General features: G+C 68.8%; 23 protein-coding genes. 2 read left to right on the top strand and 21 right to left on the bottom strand.

The window, feature by feature from the left end:
• Positions 1-7: 7 nt before the first annotated feature.
• Positions 8-667 carry a hypothetical protein gene (locus tag OO71_RS18980; RefSeq protein WP_033291123.1) on the top strand — a complete coding sequence of 220 codons (660 nt, stop codon included), beginning with the start codon at positions 8-10 and terminating at the stop codon, positions 665-667.
• A 118-nt stretch (positions 668-785) separates the two neighbouring features.
• On the opposite strand, the gene nuoN is transcribed toward OO71_RS18980, so the two are convergent.
• The 18 genes from nuoN to OO71_RS18890 all read right to left on the bottom strand — a co-directional run bounded on the left by nuoN (position 786) and on the right by OO71_RS18890 (position 21,564).
• Positions 786-2,354, bottom strand: coding sequence for an NADH-quinone oxidoreductase subunit NuoN (gene nuoN, locus OO71_RS18975; protein ID WP_425388691.1), 1,569 nt, complete (start codon positions 2,352-2,354; stop codon positions 786-788).
• A 12-nt stretch (positions 2,355-2,366) separates the two neighbouring features.
• Positions 2,367-3,905 (bottom strand): NADH-quinone oxidoreductase subunit M, encoded by a 1,539-nt coding sequence (locus OO71_RS18970; RefSeq protein ID WP_425388690.1) that lies wholly within the window; start codon positions 3,903-3,905, stop codon positions 2,367-2,369.
• A gap of 13 nt (positions 3,906-3,918) precedes the next feature.
• Positions 3,919-5,826, bottom strand: coding sequence for an NADH-quinone oxidoreductase subunit L (gene nuoL, locus OO71_RS18965; RefSeq protein WP_033291120.1), 1,908 nt, complete (start codon positions 5,824-5,826; stop codon positions 3,919-3,921).
• A 13-nt stretch (positions 5,827-5,839) separates the two neighbouring features.
• Entirely contained in the window at positions 5,840-6,139 is a 300-nt protein-coding gene (nuoK, locus tag OO71_RS18960; protein WP_033291119.1) for an NADH-quinone oxidoreductase subunit NuoK, read from the bottom strand.
• On the bottom strand, positions 6,136-7,005 hold the full coding sequence (locus OO71_RS18955; protein ID WP_033291118.1) for an NADH-quinone oxidoreductase subunit J: 870 nt from the start codon (positions 7,003-7,005) through the stop codon (positions 6,136-6,138). Before OO71_RS18955 ends, nuoK begins: the two co-directional genes overlap by 4 nt.
• Entirely contained in the window at positions 7,002-7,544 is a 543-nt protein-coding gene (nuoI, locus tag OO71_RS18950; RefSeq protein WP_033291117.1) for an NADH-quinone oxidoreductase subunit NuoI, read from the bottom strand. Before nuoI ends, OO71_RS18955 begins: the two co-directional genes overlap by 4 nt.
• Positions 7,531-8,877, bottom strand: a complete 1,347-nt coding sequence (gene nuoH, locus OO71_RS18945) for an NADH-quinone oxidoreductase subunit NuoH (RefSeq protein ID WP_033291116.1) — start codon at positions 8,875-8,877, stop codon at positions 7,531-7,533. The genes nuoI and nuoH overlap by 14 nt, the downstream gene beginning before the upstream one ends.
• Positions 8,874-11,378 (bottom strand): NADH-quinone oxidoreductase subunit G, encoded by a 2,505-nt coding sequence (locus OO71_RS18940; protein WP_033291115.1) that lies wholly within the window; start codon positions 11,376-11,378, stop codon positions 8,874-8,876. Before OO71_RS18940 ends, nuoH begins: the two co-directional genes overlap by 4 nt.
• Entirely contained in the window at positions 11,375-12,655 is a 1,281-nt protein-coding gene (gene nuoF, locus OO71_RS18935; protein ID WP_033291114.1) for an NADH-quinone oxidoreductase subunit NuoF, read from the bottom strand. Before nuoF ends, OO71_RS18940 begins: the two co-directional genes overlap by 4 nt.
• Positions 12,655-13,410: an NADH-quinone oxidoreductase subunit NuoE gene (gene nuoE / locus OO71_RS18930; protein WP_033291113.1), complete on the bottom strand. Its 756-nt coding sequence runs from the start codon at positions 13,408-13,410 to the stop codon at positions 12,655-12,657. Before nuoE ends, nuoF begins: the two co-directional genes overlap by 1 nt.
• Positions 13,407-14,732: an NADH-quinone oxidoreductase subunit D gene (locus OO71_RS18925; RefSeq protein WP_033291112.1), complete on the bottom strand. Its 1,326-nt coding sequence runs from the start codon at positions 14,730-14,732 to the stop codon at positions 13,407-13,409. Before OO71_RS18925 ends, nuoE begins: the two co-directional genes overlap by 4 nt.
• Positions 14,729-15,490 carry an NADH-quinone oxidoreductase subunit C gene (locus OO71_RS18920; RefSeq protein ID WP_033291111.1) on the bottom strand — a complete coding sequence of 254 codons (762 nt, stop codon included), beginning with the start codon at positions 15,488-15,490 and terminating at the stop codon, positions 14,729-14,731. Before OO71_RS18920 ends, OO71_RS18925 begins: the two co-directional genes overlap by 4 nt.
• Positions 15,491-15,496: 6 nt before the next feature.
• Positions 15,497-16,045, bottom strand: a complete 549-nt coding sequence (locus OO71_RS18915) for a NuoB/complex I 20 kDa subunit family protein (RefSeq protein ID WP_033291110.1) — start codon at positions 16,043-16,045, stop codon at positions 15,497-15,499.
• 4 nt (positions 16,046-16,049) lie between these two features.
• The gene (locus OO71_RS18910; protein ID WP_033291313.1) at positions 16,050-16,460 is read right to left on the bottom strand and encodes an NADH-quinone oxidoreductase subunit A; all 411 of its coding nucleotides are present in this window, start codon (positions 16,458-16,460) and stop codon (positions 16,050-16,052) included.
• A 519-nt stretch (positions 16,461-16,979) separates the two neighbouring features.
• Positions 16,980-18,266: a geranylgeranyl reductase family protein gene (locus tag OO71_RS18905; protein ID WP_033291109.1), complete on the bottom strand. Its 1,287-nt coding sequence runs from the start codon at positions 18,264-18,266 to the stop codon at positions 16,980-16,982.
• Between the two features lie 10 nt (positions 18,267-18,276).
• Complete coding sequence (locus tag OO71_RS18900) at positions 18,277-18,966, bottom strand: class I SAM-dependent methyltransferase (RefSeq protein ID WP_033291108.1); 690 nt, start codon at positions 18,964-18,966, stop codon at positions 18,277-18,279.
• A gap of 372 nt (positions 18,967-19,338) precedes the next feature.
• The gene (locus OO71_RS18895; protein WP_033291107.1) at positions 19,339-20,442 is read right to left on the bottom strand and encodes a glycosyltransferase; all 1,104 of its coding nucleotides are present in this window, start codon (positions 20,440-20,442) and stop codon (positions 19,339-19,341) included.
• 3 nt (positions 20,443-20,445) lie between these two features.
• Positions 20,446-21,564 (bottom strand): glycosyltransferase family 4 protein, encoded by a 1,119-nt coding sequence (locus tag OO71_RS18890; protein WP_211260551.1) that lies wholly within the window; start codon positions 21,562-21,564, stop codon positions 20,446-20,448.
• Positions 21,565-21,740: 176 nt separating this feature from the next.
• Here OO71_RS18890 and OO71_RS18885 point away from each other — a divergent pair, with 176 nt between their 5' ends.
• A complete protein-coding gene (locus tag OO71_RS18885) occupies positions 21,741-22,580 on the top strand; it encodes an inositol monophosphatase family protein (protein WP_033291106.1) in 840 nt (279 codons plus the stop codon).
• 100 nt (positions 22,581-22,680) lie between these two features.
• Here the strand turns inward: OO71_RS18885 and OO71_RS18880 are convergent, their stop codons facing one another.
• The 3 genes from OO71_RS18880 to menD form a co-directional block, all read right to left on the bottom strand.
• The gene (locus tag OO71_RS18880) at positions 22,681-23,043 is read right to left on the bottom strand and encodes a DUF3592 domain-containing protein (protein WP_245633722.1); all 363 of its coding nucleotides are present in this window, start codon (positions 23,041-23,043) and stop codon (positions 22,681-22,683) included.
• Positions 23,044-23,179: 136 nt separating this feature from the next.
• Positions 23,180-24,694, bottom strand: coding sequence for a M1 family metallopeptidase (locus tag OO71_RS18875; protein ID WP_033291104.1), 1,515 nt, complete (start codon positions 24,692-24,694; stop codon positions 23,180-23,182).
• A gap of 184 nt (positions 24,695-24,878) precedes the next feature.
• Positions 24,879-26,555: a 2-succinyl-5-enolpyruvyl-6-hydroxy-3-cyclohexene-1-carboxylic-acid synthase gene (gene menD, locus OO71_RS18870; RefSeq protein ID WP_033291103.1), complete on the bottom strand. Its 1,677-nt coding sequence runs from the start codon at positions 26,553-26,555 to the stop codon at positions 24,879-24,881.
• Positions 26,556-26,593: the final 38 nt, after the last annotated feature.

Genomic DNA, 26,593 nt, shown 5'->3' with positions numbered 1-26,593 from the left:
CAACGACATGCGGAACACGACCTTCCGGCGGGCCGGGCTCGCCACTGTGGTGCTGATGGCCGGCGGCCTGCTCGCCGGCGCGGGAACCGCGGCCGCGGCCACCCCGGCCGGAGTCGCCGACCTCGGCGGCGCGAACTTCACCAAGGGCTCCACCACGGTCGCGGTGGCACCGCTGGCGCCGTGTGCCGTGGAAGGGCCCACGAGCGGCACGTCGAACGCCGTCCTCAAGACCGGGGTCACCTTCGGCGGCGGGACGTCCTCGTGCACCACGGAGGTCACCGACCCGGCCAACGACGTCACCACCACGACGTCCACCGCCACCGGCAAGAACTTCGAGCTGTCGGCCCTCGTCAGCGCGGGCGGGAAGCGCATCAAGCTGGGCTCGTACACGGTCACCTGCAAGGCGACGCAGAACCAGACGAACGCGAACTGGACGTTCAGCGGGCTGTCCGGCATCACCGGTCTGCCCTCGCCGATGCCCGCGAACTACGCCAAACCGCTCACGAAGACCGACGGAACCGTGCTCGCCACCGCGGTGTTCAACGGCCAGTCGCTCCCGGGCGACGGCAGCATCGACCTGACCATGCTGCGCATCGACTTCGCCCCGGCGTCCGGCATCACCGGCTCGGTCACCGTGGGCCACACCGCCTGCTCGCCCACCCCGTAACCACGCCCCCGCCGAAAGCGCCCCAATGTGGCATTGGGTGCATCTGACGCACCCAATGTGGCGTTCGGTGCATCTGACGCACCCAATGCCACATTGGGGTCGCGGCGGCGGAGGGGGGTTACGAGGCGAAACCGCCTGAGGCGGCCCAGTTCAACGCGAAGGCCGGGACCACGCCGAGGACCAGCGTCACCACCACCCCGAGCGCGATGGCCGCCGTCGTGAAGCCGCCAGGTACGGACACCGTCGGGCCGTCCGCGGCGGGTTCCGAGAAGTACATCAGCACGATCACGCGCAGGTAGAAGAACGCCGCCACGGCGCTGAACACCAGCGCGATCACCACCAGCGGCGCCATTCCGTCCGACAGCGCGGCCGAGAACACCACGAACTTGCCCACGAAACCGCTCGTCAGCGGGATTCCGGCCAGCGCAAGCAGCAGGAACGTGAACACCCCGGCCAAGAGCGGCGACCGTTTCGCCAAGCCCGCCCACGCCGACAGATGCGTTGCCTCGCCGCTGGAATCGCGGACCAGGCTCACCACGCCGAACGCCGCCAGCGTCGTGAAGCCGTACGCCAGCAGGTAGAACAGCGTGCTCGACAGCCCGTCCTCGGTCATCGCGATCGCGCCCACGAGCAGGAAACCCGCGTGCGCAATGGACGAGTACGCGATCATCCGCTTCACGTCCGTCTGGGTCAGGCCGAGGATTGCGCCGATCACCATCGAGATGATCGCCACCGCCCACATCACGCCGCGCCATTCCCAGCTCGTCGACGAGAACCCGACGGTGAGCACGCGCAGGATCGCGCCGAATGCGGCGACCTTCGTGCACGCCGCCATGAAGCCGGTGACCGGCGTCGGCGCGCCCTGGTACACGTCCGGCGTCCAGGTGTGGAACGGGCCGACCGAACCCTTGAACAGCAAGCCGACCACGAGCAGTCCGAGACCGGCGAACAGCAGCGTGTCCGACCGGTCCGAACCCGCCGCCGCGTGCGCGATGTCGACCAGCTTCACCGAGTTCGCGTAGCCGTACAGGAGCGCGAGCCCGTAAAGGAAGAACGCCGACGAGAACGCACCCAGCAGGAAGTACTTGACGGCCGCTTCCTGCGAGATGAGCCGGCGCCGCCGGGCGAGGCCGCACATCAGGTACAGCGGCAGGGAAAGCACTTCCAGCGCGATGAACATGGTGAGCAGGTCGTTGGCCGCGCAGAAGGTCATCATGCCGCCGAGCGCGAACAGCGTCAGCGGGAACACCTCGGTCTGCGACGCCGTCGTGGCACCTGCCTGCGCACGGTCCTGCACCGTGCCCGGCCGGATCGCCGCCTGCGCCACGAACGCGCCGCCGGGCTCCACCTTGCGGTCCGCGATCAGGAACACCGCACCCACCGCGAGCAGCAGCAGCGTGCCCCACAGGAAGAGCGACGGCCGGTCCACCGAGATCGCCCCGGAGAACGTCGTCGTACCCGCCTTCGGGGCCGAACCGGTGGCGTACAGGATCAGCGAGACCCCCGCGGCGACGATCGCGACGAGGGAGATCGTGACCTGGATCCCCCACCGCGTCGCCTTGGGTGCAAACGCTTCCACCAGCACGCCCACGCATGCGACGCCGAAGACGATCAGCATCGGCAGCACGGCCGCGTAGTCGACCGAGGGCACCTCCACCGGCGCCGCGGGCGCCTGTGCCAGGAACATGTCGAGCACGGTTTACTTGCCTCCCTGCACGGCAGACAGCGTCGCCTGCACCGACGGGGTGATCGTGTCGAGCATCGGCTTGGGGTAGAAGCCCAGCCCGATGATCAGGATGACCATGGGCGCGAGGATCGCGATCTCGCGTCCGCCGAGGTCCTTGATGGTCTTCTTCGCCCCGAGCTCCGGCGCGATTGCCGTACCCGGGCCGCCGCCGGCACCCACCAGCGCATCACCACGAACTGGGCCCTGCATGATCCGCTGGTACAGCCACAGCACGTACGCCGCGGCCAGCACCATGCCGACGGTGGCGATGATCGTGTACACCGGCTGGTCCACATAGGACCCCAGGAGCACGAGGAACTCGCTCACGAACGAGTTGGTCCCCGGCAGCGACAACGCGGAAAGCCCGGCCAGCAGCAGCATTCCGCCGAGCAGCGGGGTCACCTTCGCCATCCCGCCGTAGTCGGAGATCCGGCTCGACCCGCCGCGCATCACGATCAGGCCGATCACCACGATCAGCATCCCGGTGGACAGGCTGTGGTTCAGCATGTACGACACCGAACCGACCACGGCCTGCTCGTTGAACGTGAAGATGCCGAGCGCGATGAACCCGAAGTGGGCGATCGACACGTACGCGATGAACCGCTTCATGTCGCGCTGCCCGGCCGCCAGCATCGAGCCGTACAGGATGCCGATCACCGAAAGGATCAGCACCAGCGGCGCCAGCGTTTTGCTCGCCTCCGGGAACATCGGCAGGCAGTAGCGCAGGAACCCGAACGTGCCGACCTTGTCCAGCACGCCGACCAGCAGCACCGCGACGCCGATCGGCGCCTGGCCCGCGGCGTCCGGGAGCCAGGTGTGGAACGGCACCAGCGGCGCCTTGATCGCGAACGCGAGGAAGAAGCCGAGGAACAGCCAGATCTGCGTGCTCGCCGGTGCTTCCCGGACGACCGTGACCAGCGTGGCCCAGTCGAACGTGCCCTTGCCGAGCTTGTCCGAGGCCAGCGAGTACGCCCCGATCGCCGACGCCAGCATGATCAGGCCGCCGAGGAACGAGTACAGGAAGAACTTCACCGCCGCGTACTGCCGGTTCGCGCCGCCGTAGCCGCCGATCAGGAAGTACATCGGGATCAGCATGATCTCGAAGAGCACGTAGAAGAGGAACACGTCGGTCGCCGCGAAGACGCCGATCGTGATCGCTTCCTGCAGCAGGATCAGCGACAGGAACCCGCCGGCACTGCGGCCCGCGGGCAGCTTGTCGGTGAGGCCGAGTGCGCCGACGACGATCGGCACGAGCAACGCGATCACCGCGATCATGATCAGCGAAATGCCGTCGGTGCCGAACGAGATGTGGATACCGAAGCTCGGGATCCAGTCCATCGTGGTGGCCTGCTGGATGCGCTCGCCCGAAGGCGAGTAGCTCGCCCAGAACGGGATGATCAGCAGGAACTCCACAATGGACACGACGAGCGCCGTGGCGACCGCGGCCCGGTCGTTCCCCTTGAGGAACGCCAGCACCGCCGAGCCGGCCAGCGGCAGCAGGATGAGTGCCAGAAGCCAAGTCATGTCAGGAGAACCTCACCAGCAGAAGGGCCGCCAGAAGCAGGAACGTGCCGCCGAGCATGGACAGCGCATACGACCGCACGAACCCGGTCTGCATCCGGCGCAGCCGACCGGACCCGCCGCCGAGTGCCGCGGCAATGCCGTTCACCGCGCCGTCGACACCGCGGTTGTCCACGTACACCAACGCCCTCGCGAGCCAGGTGCCCGGACGCGCGACCAGGGTTTCGTTGAGCGCGTTGCCGTACAGGTCCTTGCGTGCCGCGCGCACCGGCCAGGACACCCGCTCGGGGCGCTCCACCGGAATGTCGCGCGACGGCCGGAACAGCCACACCGCCAGCAGTACGCCGAGCGCGGCCAGCACCAGCGTGGCCGCCGGGACGGTCCACGACGGGATCGGGGTGTGCTCGGCGTGCTCGAACTCGCCGACCACCGGGGAAAGCCAGTCCACGAACCGGTTGCCGATCGCGAAGAACGCACCGGCGCCGATCGAGCCGACCGCAAGGATCGCCATCGGGATCCACATGACCGGCTTGGACTCGTGCGGGTGGAAGTCGCGGCCGTCGGACGACTTGATGTCCTTCCAGCGCTGCTTGCCGAAGAAGGTCATCATCATCAGCCGCGTCATGTAGAACGCGGTGAGCCCGGCGCCGATCACCGTCGCGAGCCCGAACGCCCAGCCACGCCAGCCTTCCTGGCCGAACGCGGCTTCGATGATCGCGTCCTTCGTGTAGTACCCGGTGAGGAACGGGAAGCCGATGAGCGCCAGGTAGCCGAAGCCGAAGGTGACGAACGTGATCGGCATCTTCCTGGCGAGGCCGCCGAACTTGCGCATGTCGACCTCGTCGTTCATGCCGTGCATGACCGAACCGGCGCCGAGGAACAGCCCGGCCTTGAAGAAGCCGTGTGCCACCAGGTGCATGATGCCGAGCGCGTAGATCCCCGGCCCGAGGCCGACGGCCAGCATCATGTACCCGATCTGGCTGACCGTGGAGTACGCGAGCACCTTCTTGATGTCGTCGTAGGCACACCCGACGATGCACCCGAGCAGCAGCGTGACCGCGCCGACCAGGGTGACCACCAGGCGCCCGTCCGGTGTCGCGGTGAAGATGACGTTGCAGCGGGCCACGAGGTACACGCCCGCGGTGACCATCGTCGCCGCGTGGATGAGCGCCGACACCGGGGTCGGGCCTTCCATCGCGTCCGGCAGCCAGGCCTGCAGCGGGAACTGGCCGGACTTACCGCAAGCGCCGAGCAGCAGCAGGATCGCGATCGCGGTGATCGCGCCCGGCGGGATCTTGCCCTGCGTCACGCCTTCGAAGACCTGCGCGTACCCGGTCGACCCGACGTACTTGAACATCAGGAAGATCGCCAGCGCGAGCCCGACGTCGCCGACGCGGTTCATCAGGAACGCCTTCTTCGCCGCGGTCGCGGCGGACGGACGGCCCTGATACCAGCCGATCAGCAGGTACGACGCGAGACCCACGCCTTCCCAGCCGAGGTACAGCGTCACGAAGCTGTTGCCCAGCACCAGGATCAGCATCGACGCGATGAAGAGGTTGAGGTACGCGAAGAAGCGGTACCGGCCCTCGTCCTCGGCCATGTAGCCGATCGAGTAGAAGTGGATCAGCATGCCGACGCCGGTGATCAGCAGGACGAACGTCAGCGACAGCGCGTCGATGCGCAGCCCGAAGTCCACCTGCAGCTGGGTCACCGGGATCCAGGAGTACACCTTGGTGTCGGTGACCGCGTGGCTGTCGGTGGAGAAGAACAGGAGCACGCCGTACACGAAGGCGAGCGTGACGGTGGCACAGCCGAGCAGATGCCCCCACGCCTTCGCGCGCTTCCCGGATAGCAGCAGAACCAGGGCGCCGAGGGCGGGAAGGGCCACCAGCAGCCACGATGATGCGGTCACTCGGTCGTCTCCCTCAGTACTTCAGCAGGTTCGTGTCGTCGACCGAGGCCGAACGGCGGGTGCGGAAGATCGCCATGATGATCGCCAGTCCCACCACGACCTCGGCGGCCGCGACCACCATCACGAAGAACGCCATCACCTGGCCGTGCAGCCCGCCGTTGATGCGGGCGAAGGTGACCAGGGTGAGGTTCACCGCGTTCAGCATCAGCTCGATGCACATGAACACGACGATCGCGTTGCGGCGGACCAGCACGCCCACCGCGCCGATGCAGAACAGCAGCGCGGACAGCAGCAGGTAGTAGCTCGGGGTCACTTTCCGTCCCCTTCTTCTTCGGCCGGTTCGGCCTTCGGCACGCCGCCGACCAGCGCGTGCGCGTCGGGCTTCGGACCCTCGTCGGCGATCAGCTTGCGCTCACGCATGAGCCGGATCGCCGAGGTGGACTCGATGATCTCCGACATCGACTCCGGCGCGACCGAGCCGTCCGGCAGCAGCGCGGGCGTGGAGACCGAACTGGCGGTGGCGAACACGCCGGGACCGGGCAGCGGCGACGGGCGGTCGTGCTCGCCGCGGAAGCGCATCTTGACCAGTTCGCGCTGGGAAACCTTGCCGCCCTTGGCATTCCGGCCGGAGAAGGCCAGCACCATCGCGCCGAGCGCGGCGGTGATCAGCAGCGCCGAGGTGAGCTCGAACGGGAACAGGTACTCGGTGAAGATGAGCCGGCCGAGACCGCCCGGGCCGCCGCCGGTCGGCTGGTACGGGTCCAGCGGCGCGGCCGGGGTCACGTTCACCAGCGAACGGAAAACGCCCGCGGCGATCAGCGCGGCCAGTCCGACGCCGAGCAGCGTCGCGGCCATCCGCTGCCCGCGCAGCACCTCGACCACCGAGTCCGAGCTCTCCCGGCCGACCAGCATCAGCACGAAGAGGAACAGCATCATGATCGCGCCGGTGTAGACGATGATCTGGGTGAACCCGAGGAACGGCGCGGACTGGGTCATGTACATCGCGCCGAGGGTGAGCATCGTGAGCACCAGCCACAACGCCGAGTGCACGGCGTTGCGGGAGAAGATCATCCCGAGCCCGCCGAGCAGCGAAAGCGGGCCGAGGATCCAGAACGCAATGGCTTCGCCGGTCGACACGGACGCGTCGACGGGGGCCTGGGCGAGCACGGCGGCAATCACTGCTTCGCCTCCTGCTGCGCCTTGGCCGCCAGCTCGGGACCGTTGACGTAGTAGTCCTGCTCGTTTTCGCCGAGCCGCATCGGGTGCGGCGGCTGCTCCATGCCGGGCAGCAGCGGGGCGAGCAGGTCTTCCTTGGTGTAGATGAGCCGCTGCCGGTCGTCGTCGGCCATCTCGTAGAAGTTGGTCATGGTGAGCGACCGGGTCGGGCAGGCCTCGATGCACAGGCCGCAGCCGATGCAGCGCAGGTAGTTGATCTGGTAGTCCGCGCCGTAACGCTCACCCGGCGAGTACCGCTCTTCGTCGGTGTTGTCGCCGCCCTCGACGAAGATCGCGTCCGCCGGGCACGCCCACGCGCACAGCTCGCAGCCGACGCACTTTTCCAGCCCGTCCGGATGCCGGTTGAGCTGGTGGCGGCCGTGGTACCGCGGGGCCGACGGCGCGCCCGCCTCGGGGTACTCCTCGGTCGCCACCTTCTTGAACATCATCCCGAAGGTGACGCCGAACCCCTTGATGGGATTGAGGAAGTCAGTTGCCGCCATCTTCTGTCCCTTCCTGTGCGGCCCCGGAGGTGACGCCGGCCGGCTTGCGCCGCGCGGCCTTCGCCTCCGCCTTGGCCAGCGCCTTCTGCCGCGGCGTGGACTCCGGGACCCGCAGGTCAAGCGGCGGCACCGGGTAGCCGCCGCCGGTGAGGTCCACGTAGTCCGATTCGGGCACCTTCTTGTCCGGCAGCGCGAGGCTCAGCAGCACGAGCACGACCAGCACGATGCCGACGCCGACGAGGATCTGCGGCCAGCTCCACTGGATGGTCTTGATCGCGACCACGACCACGATCCACACCAGGTTCACCGGCACCAGGACCTTCCAGCCCAGCCGCATGAACTGGTCGTACCGCAGCCGCGGCAGCGTGGCGCGCAGCCAGATGAAGCCGAAGAGCAGCACGAACGTCTTGGCGAAGAACCAGAGGACCGGCCACCAGTTCTGGTTCAGCGGCGAATCGTCGCCGACGAACGGGAACCGCCAGCCGCCGAGGAAGAGCGTGGTGCAGAACGCCGAGACGATCACCATGTTGACGTACTCGGCGAGGAAGAACATCGCGAACTTCATCGAGTTGTACTCGGTGTGGAACCCGCCGACCAGCTCCGACTCGGCCTCCGGGAGGTCGAACGGCGCGCGGTTCGTCTCGCCGACCATCGAGATCACGTAGATCACGAAGCTCGGGATGAGCATGTAGAAGTACCAGCCGTGCGTCTGCGCCTGCACGATTTCCGACGTCTGCAGCGACCCGGAGTACAGGATCACCGCGACGATCGAGAGGCCCATCGCGATCTCGTAGGAGATCACCTGCGCGGCCGAGCGCATGCCACCGAAGAGCGGGTACGGCGAGCCGGACGACCAGCCGGCCAGCACGATGCCGTACACGCCGATCGACGAGCAGGCCAGGATCACCAGCACGCCGACCGGGAGGTCCATCAGCTGAAGCACCGTCTGGTGCCCGAAGATCGAGACGACCGGGCCGAACGGGATGGCCGACAACGCGATCAGCGCGGGTACCGCGGACACCACCGGGGCGAGGAAGTACACCTTGCGGTCGGCGGTGTCCGGGATGATCTGCTCCTTGAACGGGAGCTTGACGGCGTCCGCGAGCGACTGCAGGTAGCCGCCGGGGCCGACCCGGTTGGGGCCGGGGCGGTTCTGCATCCGGCCGATCGCCTTGCGCTCCCACACGATCAGGAAGATCGTGAGGATCGGCCCGATCAGCAGGACCACGACCGCCTTGATCAGGATGAGCCACCACGGGTCGTCGGCGAGGAGCCGGGCCCGTTCGGCTGCGTCCGGGTACGCGGCGAGGAACTGCGTGAGCTGCGGGCTCACTGGTCACCTCCGGAAATCTGCACGAGCGCGCCGTGTCCAGCGGCCAGTGCGGCGCGGACGGCCGAGCCGTCGGAGTTGCCGGGCAGCCACACGACGCCGTCCGGCAGGTCGGCCACCTCGACCGGCAGGGTGATCGACCCACGTTCGGTGGCCACCTTCACCGTGGTGCCGAGGCCCTCGGCGGTCTTCGCCGACAGCCGCGCGACCGGCGTCCGCTGGGTGCCCTTGAGGTGCGGTTCGCCGTCCTGCAGCGAACCGTTGTCGATCAGCTGCCGCCAGGTCGCGAGCACCGCCTGCCCCGGCCCCGGCTCAGAACGCCCCAATGTGGCATTGGGTGCGTCAGATGCACCCAATGTGGCATTCGGTGCGTCAGATGCACCCAATGCCACATTGGGGTGCTTGGACAGGCGGGAGAGGTCGGCGGCGGAGGCGGCGGGGGTTTGGGTGAAGAGGTCGGCGTCCATCTCGACGGCGAGGGTGTCGAGGACCCGGCCGTCCGGGAGGGAACCGGTGCCTTCGAGCGTGATGTCGAATGCGCGGCGGCGGCCTTCCCAGTTGAGGTAGCTACCCGCCTTCTCCACCGACGGCGCGACCGGCAGGACCACGTCGGCCCGTTCGGTGACCTCGCTCGCCCGCAGCTCCAGGCTGACCACGAAGCCTGCGTTGTCGAGTGCGCGCCGCGCCAGGTCCGGGTCGGGCAGGTCGTTCGGGTCGACGCCGCCGACCACCAGCGCGTCCAGCTGTCCGCCCGAAGCGGCCTCGAGGATGCCGGTGACGTCCCGCCCGGGCGAGGCGGGAAGCTCTACGCCCCACTGCTTTTCGACCTCGGCGCGGGCGGCCGCGTCGGTGACCGGACGGCCGCCCGGCAGCAGTGTCGGCACGCAGCCGGTCTCCAGCGCACCCCGATCGCCTGCGCGGCGCGGGATCCACGCCAGCCGGGCGCCGGTCCGGGCGCTCAGCCGCTGCAGCGCGGAGAACAGGCCGGGGATTTCCGCCGCCCGCTCGCCGACCAGCACCACCGCACCGTCGCCACTCAAAGCGGTGTCGACGTCGGCCGCGTGCTGCGCGATGCCGTCGACCGCGGCGGCCTCGCCACCGGGTACGCAGGCCAGCAGCTCACCGAAGGTCTTGCGCACCGACGAGGTGGTCCACTGTCCCAAGTGGACGACCCGGGTGCGGTTCTTGCGGGCTGCCTTGCGCAGCCGCAGGAACACGATCGGCGCCTCGTCCTCGGGCTCGAACGCCACGCACAGCACCGTGCGCGCCCGCTCGATCTCGCCGAACGTCACACCGGTTTCCGGCGTCGTACCCACCACTGCCGAACTGAGGAACGCCAGCTCCTCGTCCGAGTGCGGGCGGGCGCGGAAGTCGATGTCGTTGGTACGCAAGGCAATCCGGGCGAACTTCGAGTACGCGTACGCGTCCTCGACAGTCAGCCGACCGCCGGTGAGCACCGCGGCACCCTTGCCGTCACGGGCCTTCAGCAGCCCTTCCGAAGCGATCCGGAGCGCGTCGGTCCAGGAGGCTTCTTCCAGCTCACCCGCCGCGTTGCGGACCAGCGGGCGGCGGATCCGGTCGTCCGCCTGCACGTAGCGGAACGCGAAGCGGCCCTTGTCGCACAGCCACTCCTCGTTCACCTCCGGGTCGTCACCGGCCAGCTTGCGCTGGATCTTGCCGCGCCGGAAGTCGGTGCGCTCGTCGCAGCCGGACGAGCAGTGCTCGCACACACTCGGCGACGACACCAGGTCGAACGGCCGTGACCGGAACCGGTACGCCGCACTCGTGAGCGCGCCGACCGGGCAGATCTGGATCACGTTGCCGGAGAAGTAGCTCTGGAACGGCTCGCCACTGGTCGTGCGCGAAGCCAGGTCGAGCACGTCGGCCGTTTCCGCGGTCCCGATCTGCTGGTGCGCGCCGCGTTCGAGCAGCTCGATGAACGGGTCACCGGCAATCTGCGCCGAGAATCGCGTACAGCGCTGGCACAACACGCACCGCTCGCGGTCGAGGAGCACCTGCGACGAGATCGGCAGCGGCTTCGCGAACGTGCGCTTGGTGTCGACGAACCGCGAGTCCGTGCGGCCATGCGCGAGCGCCTGGTTCTGCAGCGGGCACTCACCGCCCTTGTCACAGATCGGGCAGTCCAGCGGGTGGTTGATGAGCAGCAGCTCCATCACACCCTGCTGGGCCTTGTCCGCCACCGGCGAGGTGAGCTGCGTCTTGACCACCATGCCGTCGGCGACCGTCATCGTGCACGAGGCCTGCGGCTTCGGCATCGGACGGCCGCCCATCTCGACCTCGACCAGGCACTGGCGGCACGCGCCAGCCGGGTCGAGCAGCGGGTGGTCGCAGAACCGCGGGATGACCGTGCCGAGCCGCTCGGCGGTGCGGATCAGCAGCTCACCCTTGGGTGCGATGACCTCTTCGCCGTCGATGGTCAGCTTCACGTGACCTTCGGGGACCGGGATCTCCGAAGTCGTCGTCTTGTCGGGCGCGATCGTCATGCCTGCGCTCCCACCAGCTCGCGCTTGTTGCTCTCGCACAGTGCGAGGAACTCGTCCCGGAAGTACTTGATGCCACTGGTGATCGGCGACACCGCGCCGTCCCCGAGTGCGCAGAACGACCGGCCGAGGATGTTGTCGCACACGTCCAGCAGGGTGTCGATGTCCTCTTCGGTGCCGTGCCCCTCGACCATCCGCTCGAGGATCTGCGCGAGCCAGTACGTGCCCTCGCGGCACGGCGTGCACTTGCCGCACGATTCGTGCTCGTAGAACTGTGTCCACTTCATCACGGCCCACGGCACCGAAACGGTCTCGTTGAAGACCTGCACCGCCGTGGTACCCAGCATCGAACCGGCCTCGGCAGCACCCTCGAAGTCGAGCGGGATGTCGAGGTGCTCGGCAGTGAACATCGGCGTGGACGACCCGCCCGGCGTCCAGAACTTGAGCGGGATGCCGTCCTTCATGCCGCCCGCCAGCTCCAGCAGCTCGCGGAGCGTGGTGCCGAGCGGGCACTCGTACTGGCCGGGCTTCTCGACGTGCCCGGAGATCGAGTAGATCTTCGGACCCGGCGACTTCTCGCGGCCCATCTCGCGGAACCACGACGAACCGGCGTTGATGATGTACGGCGCACTCGCGATGGTCTCGACGTTGTTCACCGTGGTCGGTGCCGCGTACAGCCCGGCGGCCGCGGGGAACGGCGGCTTGAGCCGGGGCTGGCCGCGGCGGCCTTCGAGCGAGTCCAGCAACGCCGTTTCCTCGCCGCAGATGTACGCGCCGGCGCCGGCGTGCACAGTCAGCTCGAGGTCCCAGCCGGTGCCGAAGATGTTCTTGCCCAGGTAGCCCTTCGCGTACGCCTCACGCGTGGCCGCGTTGAGCCGGCGGATGCAGTGCAGGGCCTCACCGCGGACGTAGATGAAGCAGTGGTGCGACCGCATGGCGTACGAGGCGATGATGCAGCCCTCGATGAGCGAATGCGGGTCCGCCATCATCAGCGGGATGTCCTTGCAGGTACCCGGTTCACCCTCGTCGGCGTTGATCACCAGGTAATGCGGCTTGTCCTCATTGGGCGGCATGAACGACCACTTCACGCCCGCCGGGAAGCCCGCGCCACCGCGACCGCGGAGGCCGGAGTCCTTGACCACCTGCACGAGCTGCTCGGGCGTACCGGCCAGCGCCTTGCGCGCGGCGGTGTACCCCTCGAGCTGTTCGTAGGTCTCGATGCGCCAGGATTCCGGGGACAGCCAGCGCTTCGTGAGAACCGGAGTGATGGGATCGACCATTACTTCTTCTCCACTTCGGGGAGCGGAACATCCTGCGCACCGGGGGCCGACCAGCCGCGGTCGGCGGCGATCTGCGCGCCCCGCAAGGTCTCGACCGCCTGCGACGGACCGTCGACGTCCGCGCGGTAGGTCGCGTCGTCCTCCGGCCAGAACCCGGCGAGCTGCCGCTCCGCGCCCTTGAAGTCCGACAGCGGCGCACCACGCGTCGGCGCGGGCTTCTTGCCTGCCTGCAACGCATCGACGAGCGCGACCGCCTGGTCCGGCGTCTGGTTGTCGAAGTACTCGTAGTTGACCTGCAGCACCGGCGCGAGGTCGCAGGCCGCGAGGCATTCCGCGTGCTCCAGCGTGATCGAGCCCTGCTCACCCGGCGTGCCGACGGTTTCCTCATGCCCCAACGGTTTCTCGTCGGAACCGAGGTGCGTCTGCAGCTTGCGGTAGATCTCGTCGCCACCCATCGCCGCGCACAGCGTGTTGGTGCAGACGCTCACCAGGTGCTCACCGCACGGGCGGCGCTTGTACATGGTGTAGAACGTCGCGACCGCGCTGACCTCGGCGTCGGTGAGGTCGAGGTGGCTCGCGCAGAACGCGATGCCTTCCAGGCTCACGTAACCCTGCACCGACTGCACGAGGTGCAGCATCGGCAGCAGCGCCGAGCGCGACACCGGGTAGCGGGCGATGATTTCCTTCGCCTCGCGATGCGTGTCGGCATCGAAAACGTCCGCGACCGTTTCCGGCGCGGCAGCCGGGTTCGTCATCGGTCCACTCCCCCCAGTACCGGGTCGATCGAGGCGATGACGACGACCAGGTCGGCGACCAGTCCGCCCTCGGCCATCGCGGGCATCGCCTGCATGTTCACGAAGCTCGGCTCCCGCAGGTGCACGCGCAGCGGCCGGGTGCCGCCGTCGGACACCAGGTGCGCGGCGATCTCGCCGCGCGGCGACTCGACCGGCGCGTATACCTGGCCGGCCGGCACGTGGAAGCCCTCGGTGACGAGCTTGAAGTGGTGGATCAGGGACTCCATCGACTGGCCCATGATCTTCTTGACGTGCCCGAGCGAGTTGCCCATGCCGTCGCTGCCGATCGACAGCTGTGCGGGCCACGCGATCTTCTTGTCCTCCACCATGACCGGGCCCGGCTCGGCCATCTTCACGACCTGCTTCATGATCCGCAGGCTCTGGTGGATTTCCTCCAGCCGCAGCAGGTACCGCGCCCAGCTGTCGGCGTCGGTGGAGGTGGGCACGTCGAACTCGAACTCGTCGTAGCGCGAGTACGGCTCGGTCTTGCGCAGGTCCCACGGCAGGCCCGCGGCCCGCAGCACCGGACCGGTGACGCCAAGCGCGAGGCATGCGTCGAGCGGCAGCACGCCGACGTCCTTGAGCCGGTTGCGCCAGATCGGCTGTCCGGTGAACATCTTGTCGTACAACGGAAGCCGCTGGTCCATGATCTTGCAGAAGTCGAGGACCTTCTCGGCCCAGTCCTCCGGCATGTCCTGGGCGAGCCCGCCGGGACGGATGAACGCGTGGTTCATCCGCAGGCCGGTCAGGTACTCGAGCAGGTGCATGGCCTCCTCGCGCTCGCGGAAGCCGAGCGTCATGGCCGTGGTGGCGCCGAGGTCCATCCCACCGGTGGCGATGAACACCAGGTGCGACGTGATCCGGTTCAGCTCCAGCAGCAGGACCCGCAGGATCTCCGCGCGCGGCGGGGCCTTGATGCCGAGCAGCTTCTCCACGCCGAGGCAGAAGGCCATCTCGTTGGACAGCGGGGCGAGGTAGTCCGCGCGCGTCACGAACGTGACGCCCTGGGTCCAGGTGCGGTACTCGGCACTCTTCTCGATGCCGGTGTGCAGGTACCCGATCACCGCGCGCAGCTGCGTGACGGTCTCGCCTTCGAGCTCCAGCACGAGCCGGAGCACGCCGTGCGTGGACGGGTGCTGCGGGCCCATGTTGATGACCATGCGGTCGTCGTGCTGGGCGTCGCCGAGCACCTCGTCCCAGTCGCCGCCGGAGACGTGGTAGACGGGGCCTTCGGTGGTGTCCCGGACTTCGGCGTACTCGGTTTCGGTCTGTTCGGTGCTCACGAGTACGACCTCCGCTGGTCCGGCGGCGGAATCTCCGCGCCCTTGTATTCGACCGGGATCCCGCCGAGCGGGTAGTCCTTGCGCTGGGGGTGGCCGTCCCAGTCGTCCGGCATGAGGATGCGGGTGAGGCCGGGGTGGCCGTCGTAGATGATGCCGAACATGTCGTAGGCCTCGCGCTCGTGCCAGTCCGCGGTCGGATAGGTCTCGACCAGCGAGGGCACGTGCGGGTCTTCGATGTCGAGCGTGACCTCGAGCCGGATGCGGCGCCGGTAGGTCATCGACAGGAAGTCGTAGACCGAATGCAGCCGCTGCGGCACGTCCACGCCGTAGTCGACCCCGGTGACCGCCATCAGCAGTTCGAAGCGCAACCCGGCGTCGTCGCGGAGCACCTTCGCGATGGCGGCGAGGTGGTCACGGCTCACGTAGAAGGTGATCTCGCCACGGTCCACAGTGGTCTGCAGGATCGCGGACGGCGGGATCTTGTTGTCCGCCAGCGCGGCCAGGAACTCGTCGGCGAACTCGTCGAACCAGCCGCCGTACGGGCGTTCCGCGGGCGGCGGGCTGTACGCGGGCAGCCGCAGGCCGCCGTACCCGGAGGTGTCGCCGCTGCCGCGGACACCGAACATGCCCTTGCGCTCGCTGCCGGCCACCACCGGCTCTGCCGGGCGGGCGCCCTGGGGTTCGAGACCGGCCTCGGGCCGCTCCGCGCTGGAGTGCTCGCCGCCGGTTTCGGGCTTCTCTTCGGGGTTCTCAGGCACCGGTGCTCACTTCTTCGCGTACTTGATCGAGGACGGGATCAGCTCGGTACGGGCCCCGCTGGCCGCGCGGATCGCGGCGCGGCGGGCGTTGATCGGCTCGTCCTGGATCTTGGCGTGCAGCTTGAGGATCGCGTCGAGCAGCATTTCCGGCCGCGGCGGGCAGCCGGGCAGGTACATGTCGACCGGCACGATGTGGTCGACGCCCTGCACCACGGCGTAGTTGTTGAACATCCCGCCCGACGACGCGCAGACGCCCATCGAGAGGACCCACTTGGGCTCGGCCATCTGGTCGTAGATCTGGCGAAGGACCGGGGCCATTTTCTGGGTGACCCGGCCGGCCACGATCATCAGGTCGGCCTGCCGCGGCGTCGCGGAGAACCGCTCCATGCCGAAGCGCGCGATGTCGTAACGCGAACCGCCGACCGTCATCATCTCGAACGCGCAGCACGCGAGCCCGAAGGTCGCGGGCCACAGCGAGCTCTTGCGGGCCCAGTTGACCAGCCCCTCGAGACTGGCCAGCAGGATGCCGTTGGGGAGTTTCTCTTCGAGGCCCATGGGTTCAGTTCCAATCCAGGCCGCCGCGCCGCCACACGTAGGCGTACGCGAACCCGACCGTCACGATGAACAGCACGATCTCCACCAGGCCGAACACCCCGAGCGCATTGGCATTCACCGCGAACGGGTAGAGGAACACCATCTCGATGTCGAACAGGATGAAGAGCATCGCCGTGATGTAGTAGGCCACCGGCATCCGGCCGCCGCCGACGAGCGGCTGCGGCGAAGGTTCGATGCCGCACTCGTACGCCGAGGTCTTCGCCCGGTTGTACCGGCTCGGGCCGACGAGCGGGCCGAGCAGCACGGAGAACACGGCAAACCCTGCCGCGAGCACGAACAACAGCACGAGCGGCAGGTACACGTTCAAGCCGGGCGCCGCCGGTCCGGGATCGGCCTGCGCCAGCACGGGCAACATCAGCACGGGGTCTTCGCCATCCTTTCCGCGCCGCTGCGGGTTGCTTCTCGGGTGGTGGTCCGAGTCCTCGTCGGCACCCTAAGGGAGCTGGGTCACACCGCCGAGGGTCAGGGCACCCTTACGGCCCGTGGCCGGGCCGCAGGTCGCTTGTGAAATGATTCACAAGCCACTCGTCGCGGTTGTGAAGCGATTCACAAAGCATGGGGGGAGTGTAGGACGCCCATCACAGGCTTGTCCCTAGGGGCCGTGCTATCAGGCTTACCTAAGTTGACCGCGCGGCCAGCCCCCGCACGCTGCGGTCGTACCGGTCGCAGTGGCGAGACCTGCGGTAAAGGGCTCTTCAAGAAGCGCGCCGAGCCTCGTCCCCGACGCGATCTTGTGACGCATCACACCTGACCGGCCGGGCAACCGATTGCTCCAGCCGGGTGGGGAAAGCCCCAATGCCACATTCGCTGCATCTCACGCACCCAACGCCACATTGGGTGCGTCACATGCACCCAACGCCACATTGGGGTGCTTTCAGCGCGGGCTGGGCGTGGCGCGGGCGAGAGCCGCGATCAGCCGGTCGACGCCGTCGCCGCCGCGGGCGTCGTAGCAACCGGAAAGTCCCTTGTACACCAACGGAAGGATCTTGTTGATCCGCAGGCCGTACTTCGTCGCCGCGTGCATGATCCGCGGTTTGCCGATCAGCTTCGCGAACACGTTGCCGAGCCGGTAGTAGCCGCCCATGAGGTCGGCGACCGCCCGCGGGTAACCCTCCAGTGCACGTTCACGGGACGGGCCCTCGGGCCGCGCCAAAGCCTGTACGACCGCCTCCGCCGCGAGCTGCGCGGACTCCATTGCCGCCGAAATACCCTCACCGTTGAACGGGCTCACCATGCCGCCCGCGTCGCCGAGCAGCAGCAGGCCGCTGCGGTAGTGCGGGGTGCGGTTGAAGCCCATCGGCAGCCCGGCGCCGCCGACCTTGCCGATCGCGTTCTCCTCGCGGTAACCCCATTCCTCGGGCGTGCCGTCGAGCCACTGCCGCAGCAGCGCGCGGTAGTCGGTGTTACGGAACGACGCCGACGTCGACAGCATGCCGAGGCCGACGTTCACCGTGCCGTCCCCGAGCGGGAACGCCCAGCCGTACCCGGGCAGCAGCTTGGGGTTGCGCGGGTCGGAGCGGTCCCAGAGTTCGAGGTGGCCCTCGATGAACGGGTCGTCGTGGCGAGGGCTCTTGTAGTACCGCCGCACGGCCACACCCATCGGCCGCTTCTCGTTCTTGTCGATCCCGACACTCAACGCAAGCCGCGCGGACACGCCGTCACAGGCCAGCACCAGCGGCGCGTAGTAGCTCACCGGCGTCTTCTCGGGCCCGGCCTTCGCCTCGACGCCGACCACGCGTCCGGCAGCGTTGGTGATCGCGCCGGTCACGGAGGTGCGCTCGTACAGCCGCGCGCCTGCTTTGACGGCGGTCTTGGCAAGCAGGTCGTCGAAATCCTGCCGGGTACGGGCGACGCCGTAAGGCGGGTAGCTGGTGAGGTCGGGCCAGTCGAGCTCCAGCGTGAGGTCGCCGGTGAGGATCCGAAGGCCGCGACTGTGTACCCAGCCCGCTTCTTCGCTGGTGTCGATGCCCAGGTCGATCAGCTGTTTCACGCCGCGCGGGGTGAGGCCGTCACCACAGACCTTCTCGCGGGGAAACGCGGTCTTCTCGAGCAGCAGCACGTCGACGCCCGCGCGCGCGAGGTAGGTGGCCACGGTGGAACCGGCCGGTCCAGCGCCGACGACGATCACTTCGGCGTCCTGGTCTGCGGTACGTCGACTCATGGGGTCGAGTTTAGGCAGGCTTCGTGGCCCGATGGATCGCGACGACGCCGAATGTGAGGTTCAGCCATTCGACCTCGGTCCAGCCCGCCGCCGAGATGATCTCGCCGAGCGCCCGCTGGTCGGGCCAGGCGAGCATCGATTCGGCCAGGTAGGAGTAGGCCTCGGGGTTGGTGGACGACCGGCTGCCGACCCAGGTGAGAAGCTTGAGGATGAAGCGCCGGTAGAGAAACCGGATGGGCGGAAACGTGGGCGTCGACACCTCGCAGATCACCAGCCGTCCCCCGGGCTTGACCACGCGCAGTATCTCGGCGAGGGCGGCTTTGGTGTCGACGAAGTTGCGCAGCGCGAGCGAGATCGTGACCGCGTCGAAGACCCCATCGGCAAACGGCAGGTGCAACGCGTCCGCAGCAACCATCGGCACCCGCCGATGCAACCCGGCCTTGAGCATCCCGACGGAAAAGTCGGCGGCCAAGCACCAGGCCCCACCCCGCGCGTACTCGACGGTCGACACCCCGGTCCCGGCCGCGAGGTCGAGCACCCGTTCCCCACGCCGAGCATCCAGAATGCGCGCCGTAGTAGTCCGCCACCGCCGATCGAAGCCGAACGTCATGAAGGAATTGGCCCGGTCATAACCGGACGCAACACCATCGAACATGGCCGCCACTTCGTGCGGTTCCTTCGACAAACTGGCGCGGGGCATGCCCCCGACACTAACCCGCCACCCCCCACCACACCCACTCCACACCCCACCCTTCCGTGAAGGGAACCCTCACGGACAGCACCCTCCCTCCACACCCCCACCTTCCGTGAAGGCCACCTTCACGGAATCAGATTCCCTCAAGGTTCCCTTCACAGCCCCACATTCCGTGAAGGTTCCCTTCACGGACTTCCCCACCTTCCGTGAAGGAAGCCCCCACACGTGCGGAGGGTGCTTGTCAAGGCATCTTTCCCGCCTTGACAAGCACCCTCCGCACGTCGTCACAATCCAGCTTCGGGGTGCCCCCACCGCAACGGACCCACGACAGCAAACCCCACCGCAACAGTTCCCCCAACACAGAACCCACCGCAACATTCAACCCAACGCAGCCAACATCCCCCGCACAGAATCCGCCCACCCGAACTCCTCCGCCCGCGCCCGAGCCGCCGCCCGCCGCATCTTCTCCGGCCTCTCCAGCAACCCCGCCACCCCCGAAGCAAACGCAGGCGCGAAATCGTCCACCGCCACCCCGCACCCCGGCCCCACGATCTCCCGCAACGCCGACGACGCCGAAACCACCACCGGCGTCCCCGAAGCAAGCGCCTCCAGCGCCGCCAGCCCGAACGTCTCATGCGGCCCCGGCGCCAGCGAAACATCCGCCGTCGCCAGCAACCGCGCCACCTCCGCCCGCCCGGACAGAAACCCCAGGAACGTCACCGGCAACCCCCGCGCCCGCCGTTCCAACGCGCGCCGCCGAGGCCCGTCCCCCGCGATCACCAACCGCACCCGAGCACCCGACTCGGTCAGCGCGGCCACCGTATCCACACTCCGCTCGACATGCTTCTCCGGCGACAACCGACCACAATGGACAATCAACGCGTCGGCATCACCGGTCAACGCAAGCCGCCACCCGTCATCCCGCATCGACGGCGCAAACGTCGCCAGATCAACCCCCAACGGCACCCGCCGGACATTCGGCGCCGCAATCCGGTCGAACTCCGCCCGGGCAAACGAAGTGGTACAGACCACTGTGTCGTACGAAGCCGCCATCCGCCGGTTGGCCGCATCCGCAACCGACCGGGCCATCGGACCCGGCACGAAGAACTGCTCCAGCAACCGGTCCAGCCGCTCGTGCGAAATCACCGTGCTCGGCACCCCATGCCGCCGCGCCCACGTGCCCATCCCGCGCAACGTCAGCCGGTCCGACACCTCCAGCCGGTCCGGCTCCAGCCGCCGCAACACCGCCCGCACCCGCTGCGGATCGACCGCGCGATAGCCCCCGGTACCCGGAATTTGCAAGGCAGGCAACGAATACCGGCACACCCCGCTCGGCAGCGTCTCGACCGCGTACCGCCGCCCCGGCACCACGAGCGTCACCCGGTGTCCACTCGCGACGTAGCCCGCGCCGAGGTGGTGCAGCGCCGTCCGCAGCCCACCGGACCGCGGTCCGTAGAAGTTCGCCAGCTGGACGATGTGCATGGCTCAAGCCGCGCGGGCGACTCGGCCTTGCACCGCTTCGTAATGCCCGACCAGCTCCCGGCACACCGCGGGCCACGTACGTCCCAGCACGACCTTCCGCGCCTTCTCCCCCAGCCGCGCGCGTAACGCCGCGTCGCGCAGGTCGTGCACCTTCGCCACGAGGGCGGGGCCGAAGGCGTCACGGTCGGCTGGCAGCAGGTACCCCGTGCGGCCAGGGAGCACTAGGTCCTTCGGCCCGCCCGCGTCCGGCGCGAGTACGGGTAGCCCAGACGCCATTGCCTCCTGTACGGCCTGACAGAACGTCTCGTGCGGACCGGTGTGCACGAAGACGTCGAGGCTTGCGTACGCGACCGAAAGGTCGTCTCCGTACTTCGCGCCGAGAAAAGCCGCGCCGGGCAACCGTTCCCGCAACCCGGGTAGCTCCGGACCGTCGCCGACGACCACCACGCGCACCCCCGGCATCCCGGCCAGCGCGGTCAGCCGGTCGACCTCCTTCTCGGGCGCGAGCCGTCCGACGAAACCGACCAGCAGCTCACCGTTCGGCGCAAGTTCCGCGCGCAACGCCGGATCCGCGTGTACCGGCGAAAATCGGGCGACGTCCACACCGCGCGCCCACCGGTGTACGCGCGGAACCCCGTGCAGCCTCAGCTGTTCCATCGAATCCGACGACGGCGCCAGCGTGCGGTCGGCCCGCGAATGCAGGCGGCGTACCCAGCGCCAGGCCGCGCGCGCACCGATGCCGAAGCCGTACGACGTCGCGAACCCGGCGATGTCGGTCTGGTACACCGCAACCGACGGCACTCGCAACCGTCTCGCCGCGGCAAGCCCGCGCGCGCCGACGACGAACGGCGAGGCCAGGTGCACGACGTCCGGGGCGAAGTCGGTCAGCGCGGTCAGCACCGTACGCGTCGGCAGGCCGATCGGCAGGGAGTTGACACCGGGGAAATCCAGTGCGGGAATGCGGACGACGGGGGCGCCGCGGTAGCTCGACGGGCCCGGCCCGGGAGCAACGACCAGCACGTCGTGCGCGGTTTCGGCCAGGTGCTCGACGACCCGCAGCACGGAGTTCGTCACGCCGTTCACCTGGGGCAGGAAACTTTCGGTGACAATGGCGACTCGCACGCGGTCACTGTGACAAAGCCGCAGGTGAGACGGGCCAATCCCGCGTGACGGACCGGCCAACGGTGGCGAAACACTGCGCAGCGTCCGCTTCCGGCCACGGACCGTCGACGAATTCCCCACGACATGTCATCTGCCGGTCGTGTCCCGGACACCATCCGCGCCCAGACTAAGCAGGCATGACCCTCTTGTCCTCCAGGCCGTCGCGGCCCGTGGAACCCGGGCTGCTCTCGCGAGCGCTCGAGGTCGCCGGGCGGCTGGCGAACGACGCCACCGACGTGATCACCGCGACCGCTGGCCGTGGCGCCCACCCGGCGACGCTCGACTCGCCCTTCGACTGGGTCACCGACACCGACCGCATCCTGGAACGGCACACCAGACGTGTACTGACCGCGGAATTCCCCGGCGTTCCGGTGGTCGGCCACGAATTCGGCGCTGACCACGGGGCGGACGTCGCGGAGTACCGCTGGGTGGTCGACTCGGTCGACGGCACCGCGAACTACGTGGCCGGGGTGCCGTGGTGTGCGTACAGCCTCGCCCTGGTCGACGCGAGCGGCCCGGTGGTCGGCGTGGTCGCCGACCCGTACCGGGCGCAGATCTACGCCGCCGCCCGAGGCCGCGGCGCCCGTGCGAACGGCAAACCCGTGCAGCTGACGGACCGCCGGGGAACGGCGGGCGCAATCGTGTGCACGGAGCTGGCGCGCAAGGGTCCGTGGCCGGGAATGGGCGAGTTCATCGAACGCGCGGCCGCCGCCCACGCGGGGGTCCGGGTGCTGGGCTCGGCGGCGCTGTCGATCGCGCAGGTCGCGCTCGGGCACGCAGCTGCGGCGGTACTGCACAGCTACCACGAATGGGACGTCGCGGGCTCGGTCGCGATGGCGATCGAAGCGGGCGCCGTCGTGCTGGACAAGCACGGGGAGGACGCTGCGCTGCCCACCGACGGCCTGCTCGTGGCGGCCCCGGGGGTGGCCGACGAGGTGCTGGGCTGGTGGCAGGAGACCGCAGGAATCAGCACCTGACCGGCGCTATTGTGCCGGGATCACCACCACCTCATCCAGCGGCTGGTCCGCGAAGCATGGCTGACCCAGGCGCCGAAACGCCTTCAGGCCACCTCGGAGGTCAAGCCGGAACCGGGTCCCGCTTGATCAGCCGGCGCAGCCACCACAGCAGCGGGACCGCCACCAGCCAGGTCACCAGCAGGGTGACGCCGACCGGCAGCAAGGTGAGCGTCGCCGTGCGGCCGGCGACCCTGGTGAGGTCCGGGTTCGTCGCGTCGTACTCGATGGCGACCAGCTGGCCCGCTTTCAGGCCCGACGGGTAGAGGATGCCGGTGGCCGGGCTGTGCACGACGCCGTCCGGGGTCTGGTACTGGATGATCGTGCGGTCGAAGTTCACGGATTCCACGGTGGCCGTCGCGGTGCCGAGGTGCGCCGCGATCGCGTTGTCGTTGCGTACCGCGGCGAAGACCAGGCCGATGCACATCAAGGTGAGCAGCGAGGCCACCCCGAGCACAGCGAACCATCCGATCCGCTTCGCCGGTATCCGCCGTGCCGCCACACCGCGAGCTTAGTGGGGAGCGGCTGCGCCGGTCGGAACGGGCACAGCCACTCCCGGAAGGTCAGTGCCTGCCGTCCGCCGCCAATGCCCGGTGGTTGGCCCGGATCTGATCCCACGACTTCGGCTTCACCGGCGCCGCGAACGACTTCGCGGCCGCCACCGTCCCGTTAGGACCGACGGCCGGCTTGCCCTTCGTGAACAGCCACGTCTGGAACAACGCCTGCAACGGCTTACCCGACACCTTCTCCGCCAGCGCGACGAACTCCGGGATCACCGCGGACTTACCCGTCTTCGCCGCCTGCCACTGCTTGAGAATCGCGAAGAACGCGTCGTCGCCGACCTCGGTGCGCAGTGCTTGCAACGCCATCGCGCCGCGGTCGTACACCGCTCCGTCGAACTGGTTCGCTTCGCCCGGGTCGCCCGGCAGCACCTGCCAGAAGGCGTTGTCGGCGGCGTAGGAGTCGTACGCGTACTGCGCGAGTTCTGCCGTCGTGCCTTCGCCTTCGTGCTCGGACCACAGGTACTCGGCGTACGACGCGAAGCCCTCGTTGAGCCAGATGTCGCTCCACTTGCCGAGGGAAACGTTGTCGCCGAACCACTGGTGCGCGTTCTCGTGCGCGATCAACGTGGTGTTGGACCCGGCGGCGAAGTTGCGCGCGCCGTAGGTCGGCCGGGTCTGGTTCTCCAGCGAGAAGCCGATGCCGCTGGTCACGACGCCGCCCTCGGCCTCGAACGGGTACGGGCCGAACTGCGTGGCGAGGAACGCGTTGATCTCCGGTGTCCGCTCCACGCTTGCCTTTGCCGCGTAAAGGGAATCGCCGAGATCCGCACCGTAGGCGGTGACGAACGGCTTGTTGTCCGGCGTAGTGGACTGGACCACCTCGTACTTGCCGACGATGAACGACGTCAGATACGTCGCCTGCGGCTGCGTGCTGCGCCACTTCCACCGCGTCCAGCCGGCCCGGCTCTTGGTCTTGCGCACGAGCGAGCCGTTCGAGAGGGCGGCGAGACCGTCCGGCGCCTCGATCGACACGTCGTAGGTCGCCCGGTCGGTGGGGTGGTCGTTGGACGGGAACCACCACTGCGCGCTCTGCGGCTCATCGATGCCGAGCGCGCCGAAGGACCCCTTCTTCCACCCGTTGAGCGTGCCGATCTTGGCCGTGGACGGCGTGTCGGCGTAGCTCACGACGACCGTCGCGGTCTGCCCCTTGGCCAGCGGCTTCGCCGGGGTGATCACGAGCTCGCCGTCGCCGTTCTGGTTCGTGAACTGCGCGGGCCGGTTGTCGACCAGCACATTCGACGCCTTGAGCGCGAAGTCGAGGTCGAACCGCGACAGGTCCTGGGTCGCGGTGAGCAGCAGGGTCGTGGTGCCTGACAGCAAGTCGGTGGCCGGCTGGTAGGTGAGGCGGATGTCGTAGTGCAGCACGTCGGTGCCGCCGTTGCCGGCCTTGGGGTAGTACGGGTCCCCGACCCCCGGCGTGCCGGGCGCGGGCGCCGCGGAGGCGGTCCCGGCCAGCAACACGGCCACGACCCCCGCTGCGGCAGCCCCGATCCCAGCCCGAGTTCTCGATCGCATGCGCATTCCCTCCCTGAAGGTGATGCGACCGAACGTAGCCAGCCGGGCACCGCAAAGGTACGTCCGAAGGGCGGTTTCTTACCCACTGGGAACCGCACCCCAATGCCACATTCGCTGCATCCCACGCACCCAACGCCACATTCGCTGCATCCCACGCACCCAATGCCACATTGGGGCGCTTCGGTCAGACCGTCCCGACCGCTTCCGCCACCGCGGCCCGCAGACGCGCATGCAGGTCACGGTGCTGTTCGCGGTCCACCCGGACCTCCACCACCCGCAACCCCGGCGCCGGCTGCAACGCCGCGCGGAACTCCTCGATCGTCTCCGCCGCCACGTGCGGCACCCGGTAACCCGCGCACAACGCACCCAGATCCGCGCCATGCGGGGTCCCGAAGACCCGCTCGAAGCTCGCCGCATGTTCCGGCGCGCCCTGTTCCAGCAGCGAGAAAATGCCGCCGCCGTCGTCGTTCAGTACCACGATCGTCAGGTCCGGCCGTTGCTCCGCCGGCCCGGTGAGCAGGCCGGACGCGTCGTGCAGGAACGTCAGGTCGCCCAGCAGCGCATACGACGGCGCCCGGTGCACGGTGGCCGCGCCGATGGCCGTGGACACCATGCCGTCGATGCCCGCCACGCCGCGGTTGCGGTGCACCAGGACGTCCGGCCGCAGCCGTCCGGCGAGCGCGACATCCCGCGTCGGATTCGACGAGCCGACCACCAGCAGCGCACCTTCGGGCAGCGCGTCCACCAGTTCGGCCGCCACTCGCACGCCGCTCGGCCACGGTTCGGCGGCCAGTGCCGCGGAGACGGCGCGGCTGGCGGCGGCGTCGGCGCGCTGCCAGCTCGCGAGCCACTCCGGGTCCGCCGGTTTCGTGGGCTCGGCAAACCACTGCCCGACCTGGCGGACGTTGTGCGCAGGCGCCGGCCAATCCGAGTCCGGGCGGACCATCAGCACCTCGACCTCTGGGTGCGACAGCACCTTCTGCACCTGCCGGAACACCGTCGGACGGCCGAGGCACAACACCTGCTCCGGACGATGCCGCGAGATGAACTCCTCGACCCCGAGCAGCCACGCACCGGACGATATCGCCGTCGCGCCGGACAACCCGAGGCCGCCGGTCTCCGACACCACCGGCCAGCCGTGCTGTTCGGCCCATTCGCTGGCGGCTTGCACCCCCGTATCGCACGCGATCACCAGGCCGTGCCGCGCCGAGGGCACCACGAACGACGGCAGCGCGCCGAAGTCGGGCAGCTCAGTCCAGCGTTCGCCGTCGGGGCGGCCTTCGAGCGATTCGTACCACTGGCCGTCATCGTCGAGGTCGGGCACCAGCGGGTCGCGGAACGGGATGTTGAGGTGCACCGGACCGCAGCGCCACTCGCCGTACGAGGCATTCCACGCGCGGCAGATCTGGCTGCGCCAGTAGGAGTTCTGCCCGGCCCGGCGCTCGGCAACGGCCAGCTCGTCGAAGTACCGGACGGCGTCGCCGTACAGCTGGTACTGGTCGATGACCTGGCTCGCCCCGGCTGCCCGCAGCTCCGGCGGCCGGTCGGCGGTGAGCACGATCAGCGGCACCCCGGCGCGGTCGGCCTCCAGCACGGCCGGGTGGAAGTTGGCCGCCGCGGTCCCGGAGGTGCAGACCACTGCGGCGGGACGGCCGGTACGCGCGGCGATCCCCAGCGCAAGGAAGGCGGCGCCCCGCTCATCGATGCGAACGTGCAGCTTCACCCGCCCGGAGGCCGCGGCGTCGTACAGCGCGATGGACAGCGGCGCGTTGCGGGAGCCCGGGCACAGCACCACGTGCGAGACGGTGTTGCGGACCAGTTCGTCGACGATGACCCTGGCCTGCGCGGTGGAAGGGTTCACCGGCAGACCCCTGATGCATCGCTCTCGACTGAGTCCAC

Origin of the sequence: Amycolatopsis jejuensis (assembly GCF_000717335.1) — a bacterium.
In the GTDB taxonomy this organism is placed as follows: domain Bacteria; phylum Actinomycetota; class Actinomycetes; order Mycobacteriales; family Pseudonocardiaceae; genus Amycolatopsis; species Amycolatopsis jejuensis.
Note: the sequence above shows the minus strand (reverse complement) of the source record. Positions and strands in the feature narration are given on the sequence as shown.

What these genes read in the sequence shown, in the direction of transcription:
- OO71_RS18980 (WP_033291123.1), top strand. Translation starts at nt 8, where the DNA reads ATGCGGAACACGACCTTCCGGCGGGCCGGGCTCGCCACTGTGGTGCTG.
- nuoN (WP_425388691.1), bottom strand. Translation starts at nt 2,354, where the DNA reads ATGTTCCTGGCACAGGCGCCCGCGGCGCCGGTGGAGGTGCCCTCGGTC.
- nuoI (WP_033291117.1), bottom strand. Translation starts at nt 7,544, where the DNA reads ATGGCGGCAACTGACTTCCTCAATCCCATCAAGGGGTTCGGCGTCACC.
- OO71_RS18940 (WP_033291115.1), bottom strand. Translation starts at nt 11,378, where the DNA reads ATGACGATCGCGCCCGACAAGACGACGACTTCGGAGATCCCGGTCCCC.
- nuoF (WP_033291114.1), bottom strand. Translation starts at nt 12,655, where the DNA reads ATGGTCGATCCCATCACTCCGGTTCTCACGAAGCGCTGGCTGTCCCCG.
- nuoE (WP_033291113.1), bottom strand. Translation starts at nt 13,410, where the DNA reads ATGACGAACCCGGCTGCCGCGCCGGAAACGGTCGCGGACGTTTTCGAT.
- OO71_RS18915 (WP_033291110.1), bottom strand. Translation starts at nt 16,045, where the DNA reads ATGGGCCTCGAAGAGAAACTCCCCAACGGCATCCTGCTGGCCAGTCTC.
- OO71_RS18910 (WP_033291313.1), bottom strand. Translation starts at nt 16,460, where the DNA reads ATGTTGCCCGTGCTGGCGCAGGCCGATCCCGGACCGGCGGCGCCCGGC.
- OO71_RS18905 (WP_033291109.1), bottom strand. Translation starts at nt 18,266, where the DNA reads ATGAGTCGACGTACCGCAGACCAGGACGCCGAAGTGATCGTCGTCGGC.
- OO71_RS18900 (WP_033291108.1), bottom strand. Translation starts at nt 18,966, where the DNA reads ATGCCCCGCGCCAGTTTGTCGAAGGAACCGCACGAAGTGGCGGCCATG.
- OO71_RS18895 (WP_033291107.1), bottom strand. Translation starts at nt 20,442, where the DNA reads ATGCACATCGTCCAGCTGGCGAACTTCTACGGACCGCGGTCCGGTGGG.
- OO71_RS18885 (WP_033291106.1), top strand. Translation starts at nt 21,741, where the DNA reads ATGACCCTCTTGTCCTCCAGGCCGTCGCGGCCCGTGGAACCCGGGCTG.
- OO71_RS18880 (WP_245633722.1), bottom strand. Translation starts at nt 23,043, where the DNA reads ATGTGCATCGGCCTGGTCTTCGCCGCGGTACGCAACGACAACGCGATC.
- OO71_RS18875 (WP_033291104.1), bottom strand. Translation starts at nt 24,694, where the DNA reads ATGCGATCGAGAACTCGGGCTGGGATCGGGGCTGCCGCAGCGGGGGTC.